Consider the following 19585-nt stretch of genomic DNA (forward strand, 5'->3'; position numbering starts at 1 on the left):
CGCTGGCCGGGTGAGTGAGAGCAGGATCATCCGGGAGGCCGATCGGACGCACTGGCGTGGCGACGGCCTGTACACCCGCCAGTCCTTCCCCTTCACCGGGAACTTCGACCTGGGCGCGAACGCGCACGGGCAGTTGCTCGTGCACAACGACGACCTGATCGATCCCGGCTCCGGCGTCGACCGGCACTTCCACCGCGATGCCGAGATCATCACCTGGGTGATCGCGGGCGAGGTGCACCACGACGACTCCTCGGGCGCGAGCGGCGTGGTCCGGGCCGGGCAGGTGCAGGCCATGAGCGCGGGAACCGGAGTGAACCACCGCGAGCAGAACCCGCGTGCGACCGGTGTGGTGGCCCGGGTGATCCAGATGTGGCTGCCGCCGAACGAGCCCGGCGGCGAGCCCGAGTACCGCACCGCCGACGTCCCGCTGGACGGCCGCGGCCTCGTGCTCGTCGCCTCCGGGATCGAGGGCCGCGATCCGGCCGTCGTGATCGCCAACGACGCCGCGGCGCTGCACGCCGCGCGGCTCGCGGCGGGGGAGTCCGTGGTCCTGCCGGCCGCGCGGTACGGGCACCTGTTCGTGGTCTCCGGATCCGTCACCGTCGGCGGGCAGCGGCTCGCCGAGGGCGACGCGCTCCGCACCGTCGGGTCCACGGACCTGCGCGTTCGCGCTGACGAGGGCGGCACGGAGGTCCTTTTCTGGGAGATGTACGTTCAGGCCCGTTCGGCTTTGGCTTAGGCCCACCGGCCGCGGGACCGCGCGGTGTGTAGGAAAATCCTCCGGTGCAGAACACGGAATCGACGGCCGAACACCGCCGCCTCGCCGAGAGCCCCGGCCCCGACGGGCCGTGGCGCCTCTGGGGCCCGTACCTCGCGGGCCGGCAATGGGGCACCGTCCGTGAGGACTACAGCGTGGGCGGTGACGCCTGGGGGAGCTTCGGCTTCGAGCAGGCGCACCGCCGCGCGTACCGGTGGGGCGAGGACGGCCTCGGCGGCATCTGCGACCGCTTCGGTTTCCTCAATCTGGCCGTCGCCCTGTGGAACCACCACGACCCGGTCCTCAAGGAGCGCCTGTTCGGCCTGACGAACGCGCAGGGAAACCACGGCGAGGACGTCAAGGAGTACTGGTGGCCCATCGACGGGACCCCCTCGCACAGCTGGATGCACTGGATGTACCGGTACCCGCAGGCCGAGTACCCGTACCAGCAACTCCGCGATGCCAACGCCGCTCGTGACCGCACCCAGCGCGAGTACGAGCTCGCCGACACGGGCGTGCTCGCGGACAACCGTTTCTTCGACGTCCACGTGCGCTACGCCAAGGCCGCGCCCGACGACATCTGCGTCGAGATCGAGGCCGTCAACCACGGACCGTCCGCGGCGCCGCTCGACCTGCTGCCGCAGCTGTGGCTGCGCAACACCTGGGCCTGGGGCCACGACGACCGGCGCGGCGAGATCACCCGCGTGCACGCCCCGCAGGCCGGCGGACTCGAGGCCGTCCGGGTGACGCACCAGTGGCTCGGCGAGTACCACCTCGCGGCGGAGGGCTCGCCGCAGTTGCTGTTCTGCGACAACGAGACCGATGCCGTCGAACTCTTCGGCGCCGAGGCCAACGCCTCGCCGTACCCCAAGGACGGGATCACCAAGCGGGTGGTGGGCGGCGACGAGGCCGCGGTGAACCCGCAGGAGCGCGGCACCAAAGTGGCGCTCTGGTACCGGTTCGGCTCCGTCCCGGCGGGTGAGAGCGTGACGGTGCGGCTGCGCCTGTCGCGGTCGGCGCCCTCGATGGACACGTTCGGCTCGGGCTTCGACGCCGTCTTCGCCGACCGGCGCGCGGAGGCGGACGAGTTCTACGCCACCGTGATCCACGAGGACGTGCAGGGCGACGACCGCGCCGTGGCCCGGCGCGCCTACGCCGGCATGCTGTGGAACAAGCAGCTCTACCGCTACGACGTGGGGTCCTGGCTCGAGGGCGATCCGGCGGTGGACCCGGCACCGCGCGAACGCACCGACCCCGGCCGCCGGAACACCACCTGGAAGCACTTCTCGCTGGCCGACGTCATCTCGATGCCGGACGAGTGGGAGTACCCGTGGTTCGCCGCGTGGGACCTCGCCTTCCACTGCATCCCGCTCGCGCACGTCGACCCGGAGTTCGCCAAGGAGCAGCTCCTGCTCATGTGCCGGGAGTGGGCGATGCACCCGAACGGCCAACTCCCCGCGTACGAATGGGAGTTCGGCGATGTCAACCCGCCCGTGCACGCGTGGGCGGCCTGGCACGTCTACCGCATCGACGGCTGGCGCGATCAAGACTTCCTCATCCGCGTCTTCACCAAGCTGCTGCTCAACTTCTCCTGGTGGGTCAACCGCAAGGGGTCCGACGACACCGGCGTCTTCGAGGGCGGCTTCCTCGGCATGGACAACATCGGCTTCTTCAACCGGTCCGCGCCGCTGCCGCCCGGATACCGGCTGGAGCAGTCCGACGCCACCAGCTGGATGGCCTTCTACTGCCAGCAGATGTTCAAGATCGCCATCGAGCTGAGCCGGCACGACCCGGTGTGGCAGGACTGCGCGACGAAGTTCCTCGAGCACTTCCTCCAGATCTCCAAGGCCACCTACAACTTCGGCTCGCACAGCCTGTCGCTGTGGGACGAGGAGGACGGCTTCTTCTACGACGTCCTCGTCCGGCCCGACGGCAGCGCGCTGCCGATGCGCGTGCGCTCGATGGTGGGCCTGCTGCCGCTGCTCGGCGCCACCGACGTCCCGTCGTGGGCGGCGCAGGAGTGCCCCGAGGTCACGGCGCGGCTGAACTGGCTGCGCGCACGGCGTCCGGAACTCGTGGAGCCCGTGCTCTCGGGCGCTTCCGAGGACGGTGCGGGCGACGGCCGGATGCTGCTCTCCCTGGTGAGCCCGGACCGGCTGCGCCGCGTGCTGGAGCGGATGTTCGATCCGGCGGAGTTCCTGGCGCCCTACGGCATCCGGTCGCTGTCGAAGATCGAGCAGCAGGTGACCGAGGACGCCGACGGGAACACCGTCTTCATCCAGTACGAGTCCGGCGAGTCGACCACGGGCATGTTCGGCGGCAACTCCAATTGGCGCGGCCCCGTGTGGTTCCCGGTCAACGTCCTGCTCGCCGACAAACTGCGCACGTACGGGCGGCACTTCGGCGACTCCTTCACCATCGCGGTCCCGACCGGTTCCGACAACATGTGCACACTCGAGGAGGCCGCGGACGTCATCGACGAGGGACTCGTCGGGCTGTTCCGCCCCGTCTCCCCGCCCGGCGGCGGCGGTGCCCGCCGCCCTGCCGACGCGGGCCGGATCGAGGGCAGCGACAACCCGCTGTGGGCGCAGCACCCCACCTTCTACGAGTACTTCGACGGGGACACGGGCGAGGGCCTCGGTGCGACGCATCAGACGGGGTGGACCGGCCTGGTCGCGCACCTGCACAACCCGCGCCTGCCGATGGAGCCGCCGCCCCGCGTCACGCCGTCACGAGGGGAATGAAGTACGCCGTCGCGGCGACGGCGAGCAGCAGGTAGGCGCCGGGGAAGGCGATGTTGTAGTAGACCCCGGCGCGGACGTGGGCGACGACGGCGCCGACGAAGAAGGCCACCAGGCCGATCCCCGCGGCGAGGCCGAGCCAGGGCGCGCCGAGCAGCCCGACCGCCAGTCCTGCCGCGCCCGCGAGCTTGAGGGTCGCGAGCACGGGCAGGGCGCGAGGGGGAACGTGCACCTCCGCCGAGTTCTTCAGGACGAACGGCGCGCGGGCGTAGTTGGCGAGGGCGTCTCCCGCGTTGACGACGATGCAGGCGACGGTGGCGACGAGCAGTGCTGTGGTCATGATCGTGAATTCCTTTCCCGGGTACGGTGTCGACCGACCGACGTCCCGCCCTGACCAAAGGTGACAGCGTGATCGATGCCGGCGAATTCGAGGCGGCGCGACCGCTCCTCGTCGCGGTCGCCTTCCGTCTCCTCGGTTCGGTGCACGACGCCGAGGACGCCGTCCAGACCGCATGGCTCCGCGTCGACGGCACCGTCGACGTGCGGAATCCGGAGGCCTGGCTGACGACGGTGGTCACCCGGATCTGCCTGGACCAGTTACGGGCCCGCGCTCGGCGGGGCGAGCACCCGTTGTTCGCGGACGAGATCCCCGCGGAGGCGGTGGCCGCCGACGAGCGCTACCTCCAGCGCGAGCAGGTCTCGCGCGCCCTGCTCGTGGTGCTCGACGTGCTGACTCCGGACCAACGGGTCGTGTACGTCCTGCACGAGGCCTTCGGCCTGCCGTTCCGCGAGATCGCGACGGTGCTGGGCGGCACCGTCGACGCCGCGAAACAGCATGCGAGCCGGGCCCGGCGACGGATCGCGGCCGCGGAGCCACCGGCCGCCGGCACGGCGGACAGGGAGGTGGTCGACGCCTTCCTCGATGCCGCCTCGGGCGGTGATGTGGCGGCGATGGTGGCGCTCATGGCCGAGGACTGCGAGCGGTCCGTCGACCCGGCGCTGGTCCCGCCGACGGTGCCGGCCACGGTGCGCGGCAGCCGCGCCGTGGCGACCGAGACCGCCGGATTCGTGGACCGGATCCGGGCCGCGGTCGCGATGGTGCTGGACGGCCGGACGACCCACGTCATCGCGCCGGGCGGCCACGCCCTGGCCCGGCTGGACATCGAGGTCGACGCCGGTCTGGTGCGGCGGATCAGGATAATTCGATTCGATAAGACAACCGAGATTGATCTGGGTTTGTGAAGCAGTGAAATAGGTTTCAGCAGGAGTAGGATCCTCCCCAAGTGGGTACCCGGCACCCGCACCGAGTGTGGGAAGGGACGTGATGCGGGCGACGGATTCGGGGGACGACGGGGCTGTTGTGGACGTGGTCGGGATCGGATTCGGTCCCGCCAACCTCGCGTTGGCGATCGCCCTCGCCGAGTCGCCCGACCCGCGGCGGACGGTGCGGTTCCTCGAACGCCGCGACGGCTTCGCCTGGCACCCGGGGATGCAGCTACCGGGTACCTCGATGCAGATCAGCTTCCTCAAGGATCTGGTGACCCTGCGGAACCCGACGAGCCCGTTCTCCTTCGTCGCCTACCTCAGCGCTCGGGGCCGGCTGGTGGACTTCGTCAACCGCGCCGTCCTGACCCCGGAGCGGGCCGAGTTCGCGGACTACCTCGCCTGGGCCGCAGGCGCGTTCGTCGACGATGTCCAGTACGGCCGCGAGGTGGTCGATCTCGCCCACGACAGCGGCGACGCCCGGTTCGCCGTCACGCACCGCGGCGGCGACGGGCGCCGGACGGTGACGCGGGCGCGGTCGGTGGTGGTGGCCGGCGGCCTTCGCCCGGTGCTGCCCGCGTGGACCGCCGGGCACGATCCGGCACGCGTCTTCCACAACATCGAGACGGTCCCTCGCCTCGACGCACTCTCGGGGGCACTGCCCCGCGGGTTCGCCGGTGCCCGGTTCCTCGTGGTCGGCGGCGGACAGTCCGCGGCGGAGGTGGCGCTCCACCTCCACGACGCCGGGGCGCGGGTCGACGTGAGCTTCCACGGTTTCGGGCTCGCCGACGTCGACGAGAGTCCCTTCGTCAACCAGGTCTTCGATCCGGAGGTCGTCGACGAGTTCGATGCGGCCTCGCCCGACGTCCGCCGCGACCTGCTCGAGCGCCACGGCAACACCAACTACGCGGCGGTGGAGCACGCACTGACCAGGGAGCTCTACGAACGCTGGTACCGCGAACGGGTCACCGGTCCCCGTCGGCTCCGGGTGCACCGCACGAGCGAGGTCGTGGGGGCACGGCCGGGGCTGGACGGCACCGTCGAGGTGGACCTGCGGCGCATCACCACCGGGGAGCGCTCGAGCGGGGCCTTCGATGCGGTGGTGTGCGCCACCGGGTTCGAGCCGGGTGGGCTGACCGGCCTGGACGGCATCGCACCCGCAGGGTCCGAGGTCCGGGTGGCGCGGTCGCACCGCGCCGTGATCGACGGACGGGAGATCCCCGGGCTCTACGTCCAGGGGGCCGACGTCCCCGCGCACGGCCTGGGAACGACCCTGCTCTCGACCGTCGCCGTCCGCGCGGGCGAGATCGCCCGCGCGCTGGAACAGGAGGAGATGCGATGACACAGCGCGTACCGGCGGGCACCGTCCTGTTCGCCGCCACCGGGCGGACGCCGTTCACCACCTTCGTGGCGGACGACCCGCTCGACATCGAGCGGGCGCAGGCGCTGCGCTACGACGCCTTCTCCACCGAGCTGGGCGCCCCGCTGCCGGGCGCCGTCGTGAGCGAGCGACTCGGCCGGCTGATCGACGTGGACCGTTTCGACGACTACAGCACGCATCTGCTGGTGCGCCACGAGCCGACCGACGAGATCGTCGGCTGCTACCGGATCGTCCTGCCGGCGCCCCGCGGCGAGCGGGAGGTGTTCACCACCAGCATGTTCCACCTCAGCCCGGCCTTCGAATCGTTCGCCGACGAGGTCGCGGAATGGGGCCGCGCGACGATCGCCGCAACGTACCGCGGCGGCGTGGTCTCGGTGCTGCTGCGGCTCGCGCTGGTCCTGTTCTACGAGCGCGCCGGCTTCGAGTACGCGATGGGCTGCATGTCGGTCCGGATGGAGGACGGCGTCCATCCGCGCGCCGCACTGGTGCGCGCTGCCCTCGGCTTCCTCACCGACCACGACGCCCTCGCGACCGGCGAGGTGCGCGCGGATCCGATCCGGCCCGTCGTGGTCGACGGGGTCCCGATCGAGTACCTCCCGCGGCCCGAGGGTGCCGACGAGGACCTGGTGGCGCCGACGATCCGCGCGGCGGTCCGGTACGGCGGCACCGTCTGCGGCATGCCCTCGTACGATCCGGATTTCGAGATGGCCGACTTCCTCGTCCTGTTCGAGGCCGAGCGGCTGCGCCGGGCCGGCACGATCGACGAGGTCCGCGCCTTCCTCGCGGCGCTGTGATCGGCGCCCTGACCCGCGCGGTCGCGGCGCGGCCCCGCACGATGCTCATCGCCGCGGCTCTGCTGCTCGCGGTCCTCGGCGCGCTGGGCACCGGCGTCGGAGGAGCGCTCAAGAGCGGCGGCAGCACCGACCCGCACGCGGAATCCGCCCGCGCGCAGACGGTGCTGGAGCAGGACTTCCGGCGCGGCGGTCCCTCGCTCGTGCTCGCCCTGCACGCCGAGACGCCCGAGGCCGTGGCCGCGGCAGCGGAGTACGGCCGCACGATCACCGAATCCCTCCGGCAGGCGCCCTCGGTCCGCTCGGCGGTCTCGGCGTGGAGCGACCCCGCCGCCGCGGCGCGGCTCACCTCCTCGGACGGGCGCACCGGCCTAGTGGTCGCGAGTCTCGCCGGCGGCACGGGGGAGGCGCCGGATCATGCGAAGGAGATCGTCGACCGGCTGCCCGCCCCGCCCGCCGGAGTGCGGCTCGACGCCGGCGGCGAGGCGACCACCTACCAGCAGATCAACGAGCAGTCCGGCCGGGACCTGCTGCGGGCGGAGCTGATCGCGCTGCCGCTCACCTTCCTCGTCCTGGTATGGGCGTTCGGCGGCCTGATCGCGGCGGCGGTGCCGGTCGTGGTGGGGATCGCCGCGATCATCGCCACGTCGGGGCTGCTGCGCCTGGTCGCCGAGGCCACCGACGTCTCGGTCTTCGCGCTCAACCTCATCACGGCGATGAGCCTGGCCCTCGCCATCGACTACACGCTGCTCGTGGTCAGCCGGTACCGCGAGGAGGTACCCGACCGCGGCCGGGAGGAGGCGCTGGTCATCGCGATGTCGACGGCGGGGCGCACCGTGCTGTTCTCCGCCGTCACCGTCGGCCTGAGCCTCGCCGCGATGGTGCTCTTCCCGATGTACTTCCTCCGGTCCTTCGCCTACGCCGGACTGGTGGTCGTCGCGTTCACGGCCTCGGCCACCCTCGTCGTGACGCCCGCGATTCTGACGCTCCTGGGCGACCGGATCGACCGTCTGCAGGTCGGTCGCGGTCCGCGGCCGGCGGACGAGTCCCGCTGGTACCGGACGGTGACCGCCGTGCAACGTCGCGCGGTCCCGCTCGGCATCGCCGGCATCGCACTCCTCGTGGCGCTGGGCGCCCCCTTCCTCGGCGTGAAGCTCGGCTACCCCGACGATCGAGCGCTGCCGGCCACCGCCTCCGCGCATCATGTGGGGGACGAACTGCGATCGGGTTTCCACCCGAACCCGGCGGCGGACGTGCTGATCCTGCTGCCGGAAGGCGCACCGTCGGGCAGCGAGGACTACGCCCGACAGCTGTCCCGGATTGACGGCACCGGCCCGGTGATCGGGCCCGACGGGACGTGGCTGCGCGACACCAGGATCGCGGACGGCGACCCCGCCGCGCGCGCGGGCTCCGGGCTGCTGGTGACGGTGACGGGGGAGTACGACCCCCGGTCGGAGGAGGGGCGTGCCCAGCTCGCCGCGCTGCGCGCGGTGCCGGCACCCGGACCGACCCTGTTCGCCGGTGCGGCGCAGGCGGATCGGGACGCGGTGGACTCGATCCTCGGGGCGGCGCCACGCGTGCTGCTGACGATCGCGGTCACCACCTTCCTCCTGCTCTTCCTGCTCACCGGCAGCGTGCTGTTGCCGGTGAAGGCGTTGGTGCTGGGCGTTCTCTCGCTGTCGGCGACCTTCGGCGCGATGGTCTGGATCTTCCAGGAGGGGCACCTCGGTGGGCTCGGGACGACCGTGACGGGTCACCTCATCGCGGACATGCCGGTTCTCATGTTCTGCATCGCCTTCGGGCTGTCGGTGGACTACGAGGTCTTCCTGCTGGCCCGGATCCGCGAGGAGTGGCGGACCGGAGCGGGGCGGGACCGGGCGGCGAACGACGAGGCCGTGGCGCGGGGCATCGCGAGCACCGCCCGCGTGGTCACCGCCGCCGCGCTGCTCATGGCCGTGATCTTCGCCGCGATCGGCCTCGCCGAGGTCTCCTTCATGCGGATGCTCGGGGTGGGCCTGGCCATCGCGGTGCTGCTCGATGCGACGCTGGTGCGGCTGGTTCTGGTGCCCGCGTTCATGCGCGTGGCGGGGACGGCGAACTGGTGGCCGCGCGGGCACCGGTCAGCTGTTGAGCGTCCAGACCGAGTAGTTGAGCGCCGTGGCGAACAGGATCCAGGCGAGGTAGGGAAGGAGCAGCACGGCCGCTGAGCGCCGCACACCCCAGAACGCGGCGATCGTGGCGATCACCAGCAGATCGAGCAGGACGATCACGCCGAACGCGACGCCCCGCAGCTGCAGGCCGAAGAAGAGCGGCGACCACGACAGGTTCACCAGCAGCTGCACGGCGTAGAGCTGGATCGCCCGGTTCCCCAGTGACGGGGCCGCCCGCCAGACCAGCCACGCGGCGATCGCCATGAGCAGGTACAGCACGCCCCACGCGGGCCCGAACAGCCGGCTCGGCGGTGCCCACGAGGGTTGGGCGAGCCGCGCGTACTCGTCGGCCGCGCCCGCCGAGGCGAGGCCGCCCAGGGCGGCCACCGCCGCGACCGCGACGAGGGAGACCAGCAGGGCGGGCAGATGCAGGGAGCCGCGGGAACCGGGCGAGCCGTTCATGATTCGAGACTAGGCGCCGGGGGAGCGCGGCGCCCGGCGAGCTCGGGGCGATCAGAGCCAGCCGCGGCGTTTGAACGCGGTGTACAACCCACCCGCGAGGAGCATCATCATCACCAGGCTCAGCCAGAAGCCCCACTCCTTCCCGAAACCGGGATAGGGCACGTTCTGCCCGAAGTAGCCCGTGATCGCCGTGGGGACGGCGATGATCGCGGCCCAGCTCGTGAGCTTCTTCATCACGGTGTTCAGCTGGTTGTCGACCAGCGCGAGGTTCGTCGAGCGGACCGACTCCACCGCGTCCCGCAGTCCCTCGGTCCAGTCAGCGGCGCGCATCGTGTGGTCGTAGACGTCCTCGGCGTAGGGCAGCAGCTCATGTTCCTCCGTCGACGCGGAGACGCGCCGGAGCAGCGAGCCGACCACATCGCGCATCGGGAGCACGATCCGGCGCAGCTCGCCGACGTTCTTGTGCAGTTCGAAGGTGATCTGCGAGACGCGGTCGCTGGCGCGGTTGTCGAAGAGGATCGACTCCACGTCGTCGAGCCGCTCGTCGACGGCCGTCACCCGCGCGGTGTAGCCGTCGACGACGGCGTCGAGCAGCATCAACTCCAGTGCGTGCGGGCCGAACCGGAGGAGGTCCGCGTTGTCGGCGATGCCCGTGGCCACCGCGTCCACGTCGAAGCCCGCGCCGAGGCGCACCGTCAAGACGCCGTGGGTGAACAGGAACATCGAGATCCGGCTCGTCGCACCGTCCTCCGTGACCGTGTAGGCGGTCACGAACAGCACCTCGCCGTACCGCAGCGACTTGGGTCGCTCGTGCACCGTGAGGGCGTCCTCCACCGCGAGCGGGTCGAGCCGCAGGGCGGAGGCGAGCGGCGCGAACTCGTCCTCGGCCGGGTCGAGCACGTCCACCCAGACCAGGCCCGACGGTGCCGCGAGCGCCTCCTCGGCGGCGGCGACGCCCGCGTGGTCCGTGCGGTCGAAGCAGGGCTCGCCGGCGGCACCGTCGTTCCAGATGCGGAGGGTCACGTCCATGCGCGCAACCCTAGGACCCGTCGGCGGGAGGGCGCTCGATCTGCGACGCGAGCACCTCCGGCGCCTGCACGCAGTAGGAGTCGGTCAGCAGCTCGGCGACCTCCTCCCAGTCGGTGTTCTCGTCCAGCATGATGCCGACGGTGCTCTCGCCCCAGTTCACCCGGAAGTACGGATCGCCCAGGTTCTCGAACGCGGGCACCTCGCCGGGTTCGGCGCGGAAGATCAGGCGGAAGAGCTGATCCTCACCGCCGAAGACGTGGGCCACCGTCGCGCCGCGGACCCGCCAGCGCGTGCCGACCCATGCCCGGTCAGCGAGGCATTCGGGGAAGGCCTCGAGGATGTCGGCGAGGCGGTCGACCCATTCGTCGGGAACGTCTGGTCGGGCGGTCACGGTGCAAGGGTATCGTCGGGCGCATGCTGAACGTGGGTGTCCTGGGGTCCGGCGGCAAGGTAGGCCGCGCGATGGTGGACGCGGTCGACGCGGCCGACGATCTGGCGCTGAGCGCCACCGTGGACGCCGGGGACATGTTGACCGGCTTCCTCGACACGAACACGCAGGTGGTGATCGACTTCACCCATCCCGACGCGGTGATGGACAACCTGGAATTCCTCATCGACAACGGGATTCACGCAGTCGTCGGCACCACCGGTTTCACCGATGACCGGCTCGACACCGTGCGGGGCTGGCTCGCCGAGAGGCCCGAGGTGGGCGTGCTCATCGCGCCGAACTTCGCGATCGGCGCCGTGCTGTGCATGCGCTTCGCCGCGCAGGCCGCCAAGTACTTCGACTCCGTCGAGGTGATCGAGCTGCACCATCCGCACAAGGCGGACGCCCCGTCCGGCACCGCGTCCCGCACCGCGGAGCTGATCGCCGAGGCGCGCGCGGAGGCCGGTCGCGGCAAGATGCCCGACGCCACCTCCGCCGAGTTCGACCGTGCGCGCGGCGCCCGCGTCGACGGGGTGCGCGTGCACTCCGTCCGCGTCGCCGGTCTGGTCGCGCACCAGGAGGTGCTGCTGGGCACGCAGGGCGAGACGCTGACCATCCGGCACGACTCGCTCGACCGCAGCTCCTTCGTCCCCGGCGTGCTGCTCGGCGTGCGGGGCATCTCCTCGCGGCCCGGCCTGACGGTGGGCATCGAGCCGTTCATGGACCTGTGAGCGCCGTGGAGCGTCGCGACCGGGGGAACCTGGGCCAGCTGCTGGTCATCGGATTCCTCTCGGTCGCGCTGCTCACGTACATCGGCCTGATCGGGGTCTGGGCGTGGATGATCGTCCGCCGCGGCGGTGCCGCGAACCTCGGTCTCGGCTTCGGCATGGTGCTCGTGGGCCTGGTGGGGCTGTGGATCCTGTGGTCGGTGCTCAGCAACGGCTACGCGCATCAGAGGCTGGCCGCGTCCGCGAAGGCCCTCGGTCGTGATCTCGACGTCTCGGATCTGCCGACGATGCCCTCGGGTCGCGTCCGGCGCGATGCCGCCGATGAGCTGTTCGCCCAGGTCAAGGCCGAATACGAGGCCGAGCCCGAGTCGTGGGTGAACGCCTACCGGCTGGCCCGCGCCTACGACTACGCCGGCGACCGCTCCCGCGCGCGGGACTGGATGACCCGCGCCGTCTCGATGGAGAAGAAGGCCCGCTGATGGCCGTGCTCCTCGTGATCCACCACACCCCGTCTCCGCACTGCCAGGAGATGTTCGAGGCGGTGATCGCGGGGGCTTCCGACCCCGAGATCGAGGGCGTCGAGGTGGTTCGGCGGGCGGCGCTGGCGGTGGCTCCGTCCGACGTGTTGGCGGCCGACGGGTACGTGCTGGGGACGCCTGCGAATCTCGGGTACATCTCCGGCGCGCTCAAGCACGCCTTCGACACGATCTACTACCCGTGCCTCGATTCCACCCGCGGCCGACCTTTCGGGCTGTATCTGCATGCGAACGAGGGCGGCGACGGCGCCGTGCGCGCGGTCGATTCCATCACTGCCGGCTTGGGGTGGGAGAAAGTGACGCCGTACGTCGTGGTGTCCGGGAAGCCGGCGAAGGCCGATCTTGAGGAGTGCTGGAACCTCGGCGCGACGGTCGCTGCGCAGCTGATGGGGAGCTGAGATGGCTGGCCGAGTGTTTGCCCACCGTTGGACATCGGATACTCAGATTGAGGAATCCAAGCTGCAGGCCAATGCCGGTGGCGTAGGCAAGAAGCATCATCACGTGCCTCAAGTCTACCTGCGTAGATGGGCAGATGACGCGGGAGAGGTCAGAGTTACGAAGGCTGCGACGGGGGACAGCTATCTTCAGCCGACCAAGGATATCGCGAAGAAAACGAACCTGTATACGATATCGGCTGATGACCTTGAGTCGAATTATCCCGCGCTGTGGTTCGAGAAGCATATGTCCCGGATCGAAAGCGAGGCCGCAGGGTGGATTGATGCGCTGGAATCGCTCCCGGATGGCCGTATTACCGATGTCGAGTTGATCGCAAACTTGGCTGTGTTTGTCGGGTTGCAGGAGCAGCGGACGCTCAAGAAGCATGCGCAGGAGTTGCGAATCGAGGATGCGCTCAACCACTTCGGTCGGGCCAAGGTTGTGAGTGAACTCCTACCGGCGTTGTGCGCCGTCAACGGTATTCCGTATTCACTAGATCGACACGATGAGCTCGTTCAACAGATGCTGGATGTGCCGCTGCTCAGCGCAGAGCGCAAGCCCCGAGCGTTGGAGAGCGCGATTGGTGTCTGGCGATCTCATGCGGTCCCGCACCTCGCCTACGCGCGCAGTTGGTGGTTAGTCTCGACGGAAGCACCACTCATTACCTGCGATGAACCCGTCGTCTGGCTTGGAGGTCCGGCGCGCGATAGGTGTGAGCCCGCGGCCTGGGCGCGGTCGTCTCACGGAATCTATCCGGTTGGTCCCAATAGGCTGCTTGTTCTTGTTTCGGCGGAGTTTCACCCGCTGTCTCCGCCATTCGCCTTGAGTGCTGATGAGACTCGTGAAATCAACTTCGAGATCGTCGCTGCGTCGCAGGAATTCTGCTACGAGGGCCCGGGCACGAGCGTCGCTGCGACGTTCGACGTACCTCCTCGTCCGGACTTCGATGCCGCGAGTGCATCATCGTTCATGGAGGCTGTGCTCGAGCCTTCCAGGTGGGCGCGCGGAGAAGGTCCGCCGTGGTCGGTTGAACGTTGGTACCGGTGACATCGCGCCGCTCCTCCAAGCTGGATGTTTGATCGTTCTCTCAGGATCGAAAACTTGTCGGTGGGTCGGCGTACCGTGATGTCATGGACGAAAGCGATGGTGTGCAGGAGGATCCGCCTCCTGAGGTGAGTGTTATCGATCGGTTGCGTTCGAGTCATGTCGCTCGGTGTCGGGCGGTGTTCGAACAGTACGGGTTGGCGGCGGAGCTGCTGCGACAGCGGGTGTGCGAACGTATCGCCGCCGGACTGCCGCAGGACAGGTGGCAGCAGGGCGTGGCGGCGGAGGTCGGCCTGGCTTTGCACATGTCGCCCAACACGGCCGCCAAGTTCGTGGCGCGGGCGGTGGAGTTGGAAAAGCACATGCCGCACCTCCGCGCCCGGTTGCGGGAGGGCGACCTGTCGCCGGAGGCGATCCCAGTCATCGTCGCCGGCCTCTCCCACCTGGATGCCTCTGATCGGTGCCTGGCGGATGAGCAGTTGTGCGCTGACCCTGCGACCCTCGCTGGGATGGGTCTCAAGCAGCTCGGGGCGCGGGTGGAGCAGATCGCCTACCAGCTGGACGCGCAGGGCACCGTCGACCGGAACGCCTCCGCGGAGAAGGATCGCACCGTCACCATCCGCCCGCTACCGGAAGGCATGACCCGGCTATCGCTGCTGCTGCCGATGGCGCAGGGCGTCGGGGTGTACGCGGCGCTGCGCAGGCGCGCTGACACCCTGATCGGCGTTGCCGGGGATCTGCGTACCCGCGGGCAGATCATGGCCGACACCGCGTTCGCGCGGATCACGGGCCGCGAGGCCGTGGAGGGCCAGCCCGTCACGGTGAACCTGACCATCCCCGCCGCCGTGCTGCTCGGCGACCGGCCGGGCACCGGACACCTGGACGGGGGTGAGACGATGCCGGCGGAGATCGCCCGCAACCTCGTCGGCGGCGCCACCGCGGCTGGGGTCGCGTGGGTCAAACGCCTGTTCATCGCTCCCGAGTCGGGTGCGGTGGTCGCGATGGACTCCCGGGCGCGGTGCTTCCCCGACGGGCTGGCGGAGATGATCCGCGCGCGGGACCGCTACTGCCGCACCCCGTACTGCGACGCACCGATCGCGCACACCGACCACGTCGTCCCGCACGCCGCAGGAGGTCCCACCGAGTTCGACAACGGTCAGGGCCTGTGCGCGGCGTGCAACTACGCCAAGGAGGCCGCCGGCTGGACCAGCATCGTCATCCCGGACCCGAGCGGGCGGCACACCGTCGAAACCCGAACCCCGGACGGGCATGCGCACCGGTCCACCGCACCACCTCAGGCGGCCTGAGGGGAGGGCTGTTCCGTCGAGCGGCTCCGGCGCGGCACGCGACCGGCGAATTACGCGCAATCGCCGCCGACGGCGGGAGTGTCACGAGAGACTGCTCGATAGTCGCGCGACGGCGCTCGCCGCCGCGTCCCGTGCTGCATTTCCGCGGAGTGAGAGAACACCATGGACCACTACGACCTCGTCGTCATCGGCTCCGGCCCGGCCGGCCAGAAGGCCGCCATCGCCGCAGCGAAGCTGGGCAAGCGCGCCGTGGTGGTGGAACGCCGCGACATGATCGGCGGCGTCTGCATCAACACCGGCACCATTCCGTCGAAGACGATGCGCGAGGCGGTGCTCTATCTCACCGGCCTGAACCAGCGCGAGCTGTACGGGGAGTCGTATCGTCTCAAGAACGACATCACGGTTTCGGACCTCTCGGCCCGGACCATGCACGTGGTCGGCAAGGAGGTCGACGTCACGCAGAGTCAGCTGGCGCGCAACCGCGTCGCCATGATCCTCGGCAGTGCGCGCTTCACTTCGCCCCACGAGCTGGAGATCGAGGCGGCGTCCGGTGACATCAAGCGAGTGACGGGCGACAAGTTCGTGATCGCGGTGGGCACCCGTCCGGCGCGCCCGGCCACCGTCGATTTCGACGGTGCCACCATCGTCGATTCCGACCAGATCCTAGGGATGGACCGGGTGCCGACGTCCATGGTCGTCGTGGGTGCGGGCGTGATCGGGATCGAGTACGCGTCCATGTTCGCGGCGCTCGGCACCAAGGTCACCGTCATCGAGTCGCGCTCGTCGATGCTGGACTTCTGCGACCGGGAGATCGTAGAGGCGTTGCTCTACCAGTTGCGCGAACGCGGCGTCACGTTCCGCTTCTCCGAGCGGGTCAAGACCGTCGAGCGGCACCCCTCGGGAACGCTGACCGTGCTCGAATCGGGCAAGCAGATCCCCGCCGACACGGTGTTGTACTCCGCGGGCCGACAGGGCGTCACCGACGTTCTCGAGGTGGAGAAGGCTGGACTGGTCGCAGACTCCCGCGGGCGCCTGACGGTGGACGAGAACTGCCTGACCGAGGTCGACCACATCTACGCCGTCGGTGACGTGATCGGCTTCCCCGCCCTGGCGGCGACGTCGATGGAGCAGGGCCGGCGGGCCGCCTACCATGCGTTCGGCGAACCGGTGGGGGAGCAGCACGCGGAGCTGCAGCCGATCGGCATATATTCGATCCCGGAGATCAGCTACGTGGGCTCCACTGAGGAGCAGCTCACGGCCGCGAACACCCCGTTCGAGGTGGGGATTGCGCGGTACCGGGAGCTCGCCCGCGGCGCGATCATGGGCGACTCCTCGGGGATGCTCAAGCTGCTGGTGCACGCCGACGAGCGCACTCTGCTCGGTGTGCACGCCTTTGGGCACAGCGCCACCGAGCTGGTGCACATCGGCCAGACGGTGATGGGGTGTGGCGGTACCGTCGACTATCTCGTGGACTCGGTGTTCAACTACCCGACGCTCGCCGAGGGGTACAAGGTCGCCGCGCTCGACGCGGTGAACAAGATGCGCGCGGTCCAGAAGGTCCGAGCGGAAGGGCACGAGGGCGAGCTCGACCTCGCGCTCTGATGGAACCGATCGCACCCGGATAGGGTCGAGGGGTGGCTGAAACGCGGCTCGACCTCCTGCGCTGGCAGTTCGACCTGACCTGGGCCCTCGGCGAGGTGCACCTCGCCGAGCTGACGCCCGACGACTTCCGGTGGGAACCGGCGTCGCTGTGCTGGACGATGCACCGCGACGACAACGGAGGGTGGGTCGCCGACTGGGCGGAGACCGAGCCCGACCCGATCCCGGTGCCGAGCATGGCGTGGCTCAGCTGGCACATCGGCTGGTGGTGGGGCACAGTGGCGGACCATCTGTTCGGGCGCGGGATCCGGGAACGCGAATCCGTGCGGTGGCCGGGCCCCGATGGGGTGGTGGCCTGGCTGACGGCGCTGCACGACGAATGGCTCGCCGTCCTCGACGCGCTCACCGAGGAGCGACTCGACGAGCTCTCGTCGTACCCGTGGCCGGCTGACGCGGGGCTGACCGTCGGGCACCAGGTCGCGTGGGTCAACGCCGAGCTGATGAAGAACCTCGCCGAGATCGGCCAACAGCGGCTCGCCCGCGCAGTGCTGAACGCCGGGTGACCAGTTCGTCCGACCGTGCGATCGAATCTGTGTGGATGACCTAGTCTCCGCGACTCTTGTGGCGCGCGGCGAGGCTTCGGGTGCCGTTTGCGGTCTCCGTCGCGATGATCTCTATCTCCTCGGTAGGAAACACTGCCACCCCATGCGCGAACCCGGCATTGAATATCTCACCGTACTTAAGAGGTGCGGGCCTTACTTGGACACGAATTTCGTAAACGATCTCGTAGTTCAGGATTCTCTCAAGCATATCCGAGTTTTCGGTTCCGGCTCTTCTTAGATAGAGTTCCAATTCAAGTTCATTTGTGGTGAGATCTCGCTCGACGGTTAAGAATGTGTGTTCTTCGTTGGCATTTCCGAAGGTAGGGTCGCTCATGTCCAGGATCTGTGCGACCGCCGTGGCGAATTCTGTTACTGTGCTGATTCTGGCACCATTCTTGTCGTAGATTGCGTCTATGAGAAGGCTAGGTTTGGCGGCCGGTGTGGTCTCGACGTCGACCGAATCCTCGCCGGTCTGAAAATTCACCCTGACTGGGGTGAGGTCGAACCTCTTGACTGTTAGTGAATCGGAGATCGAGGAAATGAATTCGCTGAAGCGATGTGAGTCGATTTCGGACGGTTCAACCGTCGTGATATTGAGTGATTTCGCCTTCTTTACTGCCGATGCAGTGAATCCGGATGAAGAGGTAAGTACTAGAAGATTTGTCGGAAGTCTGATGTGTTTGGTGTGCATTTCTTCTATCCATCCGACACTCTGCTTGCGGCGATGGTCTCTGCACTCGAGGGATATTATTACTTCGTGGCCGCCGATAAGTGACCTGATGCAGACGTCCACTTCGCGCAGCTCGCCTGAGACTACGTCTCGTAGCATCGCGGATTCTTCGACTGCGGCCCCCGGTGCGAGTTCAGACTGAATGGATGCAACTAGCCGTTGAAATAGATTCGATCGTTTAGGCACGAGGAGATTCTATTATGTGGAGATCGCTCACGCGGTTTGATTATCACATCCTGCCCTGGCGGGTGTCCTGTGTCTCGACCGGTGCTGTGTGGCGCATGCGCTTCCGCCCATCATGCCTACACTGAGGGTGTGATCGCGACGCCCTATGAAGACCTGCTCCGCGACGTGATGGAGAACGGCACGCACCGGCCGGACCGCACCGGCACGGGGACGCGCAGCGTCTTCGGGCGCCAGCTCCGGTACGACCTGTCCCAGGGCTTCCCTCTGATCACCACCAAGCGCGTGCACATGAAGTCGATCGCGTACGAGCTGCTGTGGTTCCTGCGCGGGGACTCGAACGTGACGTGGCTGCAGGACCACGGCGTCACCATCTGGGACGAATGGGCCTCGCCCGAGGGTGAACTCGGCCCCGTCTACGGCGTGCAGTGGCGCAGCTGGCCCACCCCGAACGGCGAGCACATCGACCAGATCAGCAAGGCGATCGAGATGCTGCGCACGAACCCGTCCAGCCGGCGCAACATCGTCTCCGCGTGGAACGTGGCGGAGATCGAGAACATGGCGCTCCCGCCGTGCCACGCCTTCTTCCAGTTCTACGCGGCCGACGGCCGGCTCAGCTGCCAGCTCTACCAGCGCAGCGCCGACCTCTTCCTCGGGGTGCCCTTCAACATCGCCAGCTACGCGCTGCTCACCCACATGGTGGCCGCGCAGGTCGGCCTCGAACCGGGCGATTTCGTGTGGACCGGTGGCGATTGCCACATCTACGACAACCATGTCGAGCAGGTCACCGAGCAGCTGCGCCGCGAGCCCTTCCCGTACCCGCGGCTCGAACTCGCGGAGCGGCCCAGCATCTTCGACTACCGGTACGAGGACATCACGGTCCACGACTACCGGCACCACCCCGCCATCAAGGCCCCGGTGGCCGTCTAAATGATCGGCCTGATCTGGGCGCAGGCGCGTGGGGGAGTGATCGGCGCCGAGGGTGGTATTCCCTGGCACATCCCCGAGGACATGAAGTTCTTCCGCGAGACCACCGCGGGCGCCACGGTTCTCATGGGCCGGCGCACCTGGGACTCGTTGCCGCCCCGGTTCCGGCCCCTCCCGGGCCGCACGAACATCGTCGTCACGCGTGACCGGTCCTGGCGGCCCGACGGTGCTCCGCTGGTTCGAGTCCAGCACGACCCGACGCCGCCGGCGGGCGACGTCTGGGTCATCGGCGGCGGCGAGATCTACGCCGCGGCACTGCCGCTCGCGGACCTCCTGGCGGTCACGGAGGTCGACGCCGACATCGCGGGCGACACCCGCGCACCGTCGATCCCCGTCGACTTCACGCTCGAGCACGACGCGGCCTGGCGCGAGTCCTCGTCGGGCCTGCGGTACCGGCACCTGACCTACCGGCGTAAGCCCTAGCCAATAGCAA

General features: G+C 69.0%; 20 protein-coding genes. 15 read left to right on the plus strand and 5 right to left on the minus strand.

Annotated elements, in window-relative coordinates; genetic code table 11:
• Window positions 1–10: 10 nt before the first annotated feature.
• On the plus strand, window positions 11–739 hold the full coding sequence (locus tag AC21LY_RS17725) for a pirin family protein (RefSeq protein ID WP_489047878.1): 729 nt from the start codon (window positions 11–13) through the stop codon (window positions 737–739).
• Between the two features lie 44 nt (window positions 740–783).
• Window positions 784–3501: an MGH1-like glycoside hydrolase domain-containing protein gene (locus tag AC21LY_RS17730; protein ID WP_489047879.1), complete on the plus strand. Its 2718-nt coding sequence runs from the start codon at window positions 784–786 to the stop codon at window positions 3499–3501.
• Here AC21LY_RS17730 and AC21LY_RS17735 read toward each other — a convergent pair.
• Window positions 3479–3838 carry a DoxX family protein gene (locus AC21LY_RS17735; protein WP_489047880.1) on the minus strand — a complete coding sequence of 120 codons (360 nt, stop codon included), beginning with the start codon at window positions 3836–3838 and terminating at the stop codon, window positions 3479–3481. The two genes, AC21LY_RS17730 and AC21LY_RS17735, sit on opposite strands and share 23 nt — an antisense overlap.
• 68 nt (window positions 3839–3906) lie before the next feature.
• Here AC21LY_RS17735 and AC21LY_RS17740 point away from each other — a divergent pair, with 68 nt between their 5' ends.
• From AC21LY_RS17740 to AC21LY_RS17755, 4 genes are all read left to right on the plus strand, one after another.
• Window positions 3907–4740 (plus strand): sigma-70 family RNA polymerase sigma factor, encoded by an 834-nt coding sequence (locus tag AC21LY_RS17740; protein WP_489047881.1) that lies wholly within the window; start codon window positions 3907–3909, stop codon window positions 4738–4740.
• 82 nt (window positions 4741–4822) lie between these two features.
• On the plus strand, window positions 4823–6103 hold the full coding sequence (locus tag AC21LY_RS17745; RefSeq protein WP_489047882.1) for a lysine N(6)-hydroxylase/L-ornithine N(5)-oxygenase family protein: 1281 nt from the start codon (window positions 4823–4825) through the stop codon (window positions 6101–6103).
• Window positions 6100–6936, plus strand: a complete 837-nt coding sequence (locus tag AC21LY_RS17750; RefSeq protein ID WP_489047883.1) for a GNAT family N-acetyltransferase — start codon at window positions 6100–6102, stop codon at window positions 6934–6936. The genes AC21LY_RS17745 and AC21LY_RS17750 overlap by 4 nt, the downstream gene beginning before the upstream one ends.
• The gene (locus tag AC21LY_RS17755; RefSeq protein WP_489047884.1) at window positions 6933–9140 is read left to right on the plus strand and encodes an MMPL family transporter; all 2208 of its coding nucleotides are present in this window, start codon (window positions 6933–6935) and stop codon (window positions 9138–9140) included. Before AC21LY_RS17750 ends, AC21LY_RS17755 begins: the two co-directional genes overlap by 4 nt.
• On the opposite strand, the gene AC21LY_RS17760 is transcribed toward AC21LY_RS17755, so the two are convergent.
• Genes AC21LY_RS17760 through AC21LY_RS17770 form a run of 3 tightly spaced genes read right to left on the minus strand, consistent with a single transcriptional unit; the run spans window position 9054 to window position 10965 of the window.
• Window positions 9054–9545, minus strand: coding sequence for a TspO/MBR family protein (locus AC21LY_RS17760; RefSeq protein ID WP_489047885.1), 492 nt, complete (start codon window positions 9543–9545; stop codon window positions 9054–9056). The two genes, AC21LY_RS17755 and AC21LY_RS17760, sit on opposite strands and share 87 nt — an antisense overlap.
• Window positions 9546–9596: 51 nt before the next feature.
• Entirely contained in the window at window positions 9597–10574 is a 978-nt protein-coding gene (locus AC21LY_RS17765) for a magnesium transporter CorA family protein (protein ID WP_489047886.1), read from the minus strand.
• Between the two features lie 10 nt (window positions 10575–10584).
• A complete protein-coding gene (locus tag AC21LY_RS17770; RefSeq protein WP_489047887.1) occupies window positions 10585–10965 on the minus strand; it encodes an MmcQ/YjbR family DNA-binding protein in 381 nt (126 codons plus the stop codon).
• A gap of 23 nt (window positions 10966–10988) precedes the next feature.
• Here AC21LY_RS17770 and dapB point away from each other — a divergent pair, with 23 nt between their 5' ends.
• From dapB to AC21LY_RS17805, 7 genes are all read left to right on the plus strand, one after another.
• Entirely contained in the window at window positions 10989–11732 is a 744-nt protein-coding gene (gene dapB, locus AC21LY_RS17775; RefSeq protein WP_489047888.1) for a 4-hydroxy-tetrahydrodipicolinate reductase, read from the plus strand.
• Window positions 11729–12208 (plus strand): hypothetical protein, encoded by a 480-nt coding sequence (locus AC21LY_RS17780; RefSeq protein ID WP_489047889.1) that lies wholly within the window; start codon window positions 11729–11731, stop codon window positions 12206–12208. The genes dapB and AC21LY_RS17780 overlap by 4 nt, the downstream gene beginning before the upstream one ends.
• A complete protein-coding gene (locus AC21LY_RS17785) occupies window positions 12208–12663 on the plus strand; it encodes a flavodoxin family protein (RefSeq protein ID WP_489047890.1) in 456 nt (151 codons plus the stop codon). Before AC21LY_RS17780 ends, AC21LY_RS17785 begins: the two co-directional genes overlap by 1 nt.
• Before the next feature lies 1 nt (window position 12664).
• A complete protein-coding gene (locus tag AC21LY_RS17790; protein WP_489047891.1) occupies window positions 12665–13747 on the plus strand; it encodes a DUF4238 domain-containing protein in 1083 nt (360 codons plus the stop codon).
• An 83-nt stretch (window positions 13748–13830) separates the two neighbouring features.
• Window positions 13831–15051 (plus strand): HNH endonuclease, encoded by a 1221-nt coding sequence (locus AC21LY_RS17795; protein ID WP_489047892.1) that lies wholly within the window; start codon window positions 13831–13833, stop codon window positions 15049–15051.
• A gap of 162 nt (window positions 15052–15213) precedes the next feature.
• Window positions 15214–16653, plus strand: coding sequence for a Si-specific NAD(P)(+) transhydrogenase (gene sthA, locus AC21LY_RS17800; RefSeq protein WP_489047893.1), 1440 nt, complete (start codon window positions 15214–15216; stop codon window positions 16651–16653).
• 32 nt (window positions 16654–16685) lie between these two features.
• Window positions 16686–17213, plus strand: a complete 528-nt coding sequence (locus tag AC21LY_RS17805) for a DinB family protein (RefSeq protein ID WP_489047894.1) — start codon at window positions 16686–16688, stop codon at window positions 17211–17213.
• A 40-nt stretch (window positions 17214–17253) separates the two neighbouring features.
• Here the strand turns inward: AC21LY_RS17805 and AC21LY_RS17810 are convergent, their stop codons facing one another.
• On the minus strand, window positions 17254–18168 hold the full coding sequence (locus AC21LY_RS17810) for a hypothetical protein (RefSeq protein ID WP_489047895.1): 915 nt from the start codon (window positions 18166–18168) through the stop codon (window positions 17254–17256).
• 129 nt (window positions 18169–18297) lie between these two features.
• Between AC21LY_RS17810 and AC21LY_RS17815 the strand changes: the two genes are divergently transcribed.
• A complete protein-coding gene (locus tag AC21LY_RS17815) occupies window positions 18298–19095 on the plus strand; it encodes a thymidylate synthase (RefSeq protein WP_489047896.1) in 798 nt (265 codons plus the stop codon).
• Window positions 19096–19575, plus strand: coding sequence for a dihydrofolate reductase (locus tag AC21LY_RS17820; RefSeq protein ID WP_489047897.1), 480 nt, complete (start codon window positions 19096–19098; stop codon window positions 19573–19575).
• The last annotated feature ends 10 nt before the right edge of the window (window positions 19576–19585 follow it).

This window comes from Tsukamurella sp. II2bb, assembly GCF_057815145.1.

What these genes read in the sequence shown, in the direction of transcription:
- AC21LY_RS17750 (WP_489047883.1), top strand. Translation starts at nt 6,100, where the DNA reads ATGACACAGCGCGTACCGGCGGGCACCGTCCTGTTCGCCGCCACCGGG.
- AC21LY_RS17785 (WP_489047890.1), top strand. Translation starts at nt 12,208, where the DNA reads ATGGCCGTGCTCCTCGTGATCCACCACACCCCGTCTCCGCACTGCCAG.
- AC21LY_RS17735 (WP_489047880.1), bottom strand. Translation starts at nt 3,838, where the DNA reads ATGACCACAGCACTGCTCGTCGCCACCGTCGCCTGCATCGTCGTCAAC.
- AC21LY_RS17745 (WP_489047882.1), top strand. Translation starts at nt 4,823, where the DNA reads ATGCGGGCGACGGATTCGGGGGACGACGGGGCTGTTGTGGACGTGGTC.
- AC21LY_RS17760 (WP_489047885.1), bottom strand. Translation starts at nt 9,545, where the DNA reads ATGAACGGCTCGCCCGGTTCCCGCGGCTCCCTGCATCTGCCCGCCCTG.
- AC21LY_RS17795 (WP_489047892.1), top strand. Translation starts at nt 13,831, where the DNA reads ATGGACGAAAGCGATGGTGTGCAGGAGGATCCGCCTCCTGAGGTGAGT.
- dapB (WP_489047888.1), top strand. Translation starts at nt 10,989, where the DNA reads ATGCTGAACGTGGGTGTCCTGGGGTCCGGCGGCAAGGTAGGCCGCGCG.
- sthA (WP_489047893.1), top strand. Translation starts at nt 15,214, where the DNA reads ATGGACCACTACGACCTCGTCGTCATCGGCTCCGGCCCGGCCGGCCAG.
- AC21LY_RS17765 (WP_489047886.1), bottom strand. Translation starts at nt 10,574, where the DNA reads ATGGACGTGACCCTCCGCATCTGGAACGACGGTGCCGCCGGCGAGCCC.
- AC21LY_RS17820 (WP_489047897.1), top strand. Translation starts at nt 19,096, where the DNA reads ATGATCGGCCTGATCTGGGCGCAGGCGCGTGGGGGAGTGATCGGCGCC.
- AC21LY_RS17790 (WP_489047891.1), top strand. Translation starts at nt 12,665, where the DNA reads ATGGCTGGCCGAGTGTTTGCCCACCGTTGGACATCGGATACTCAGATT.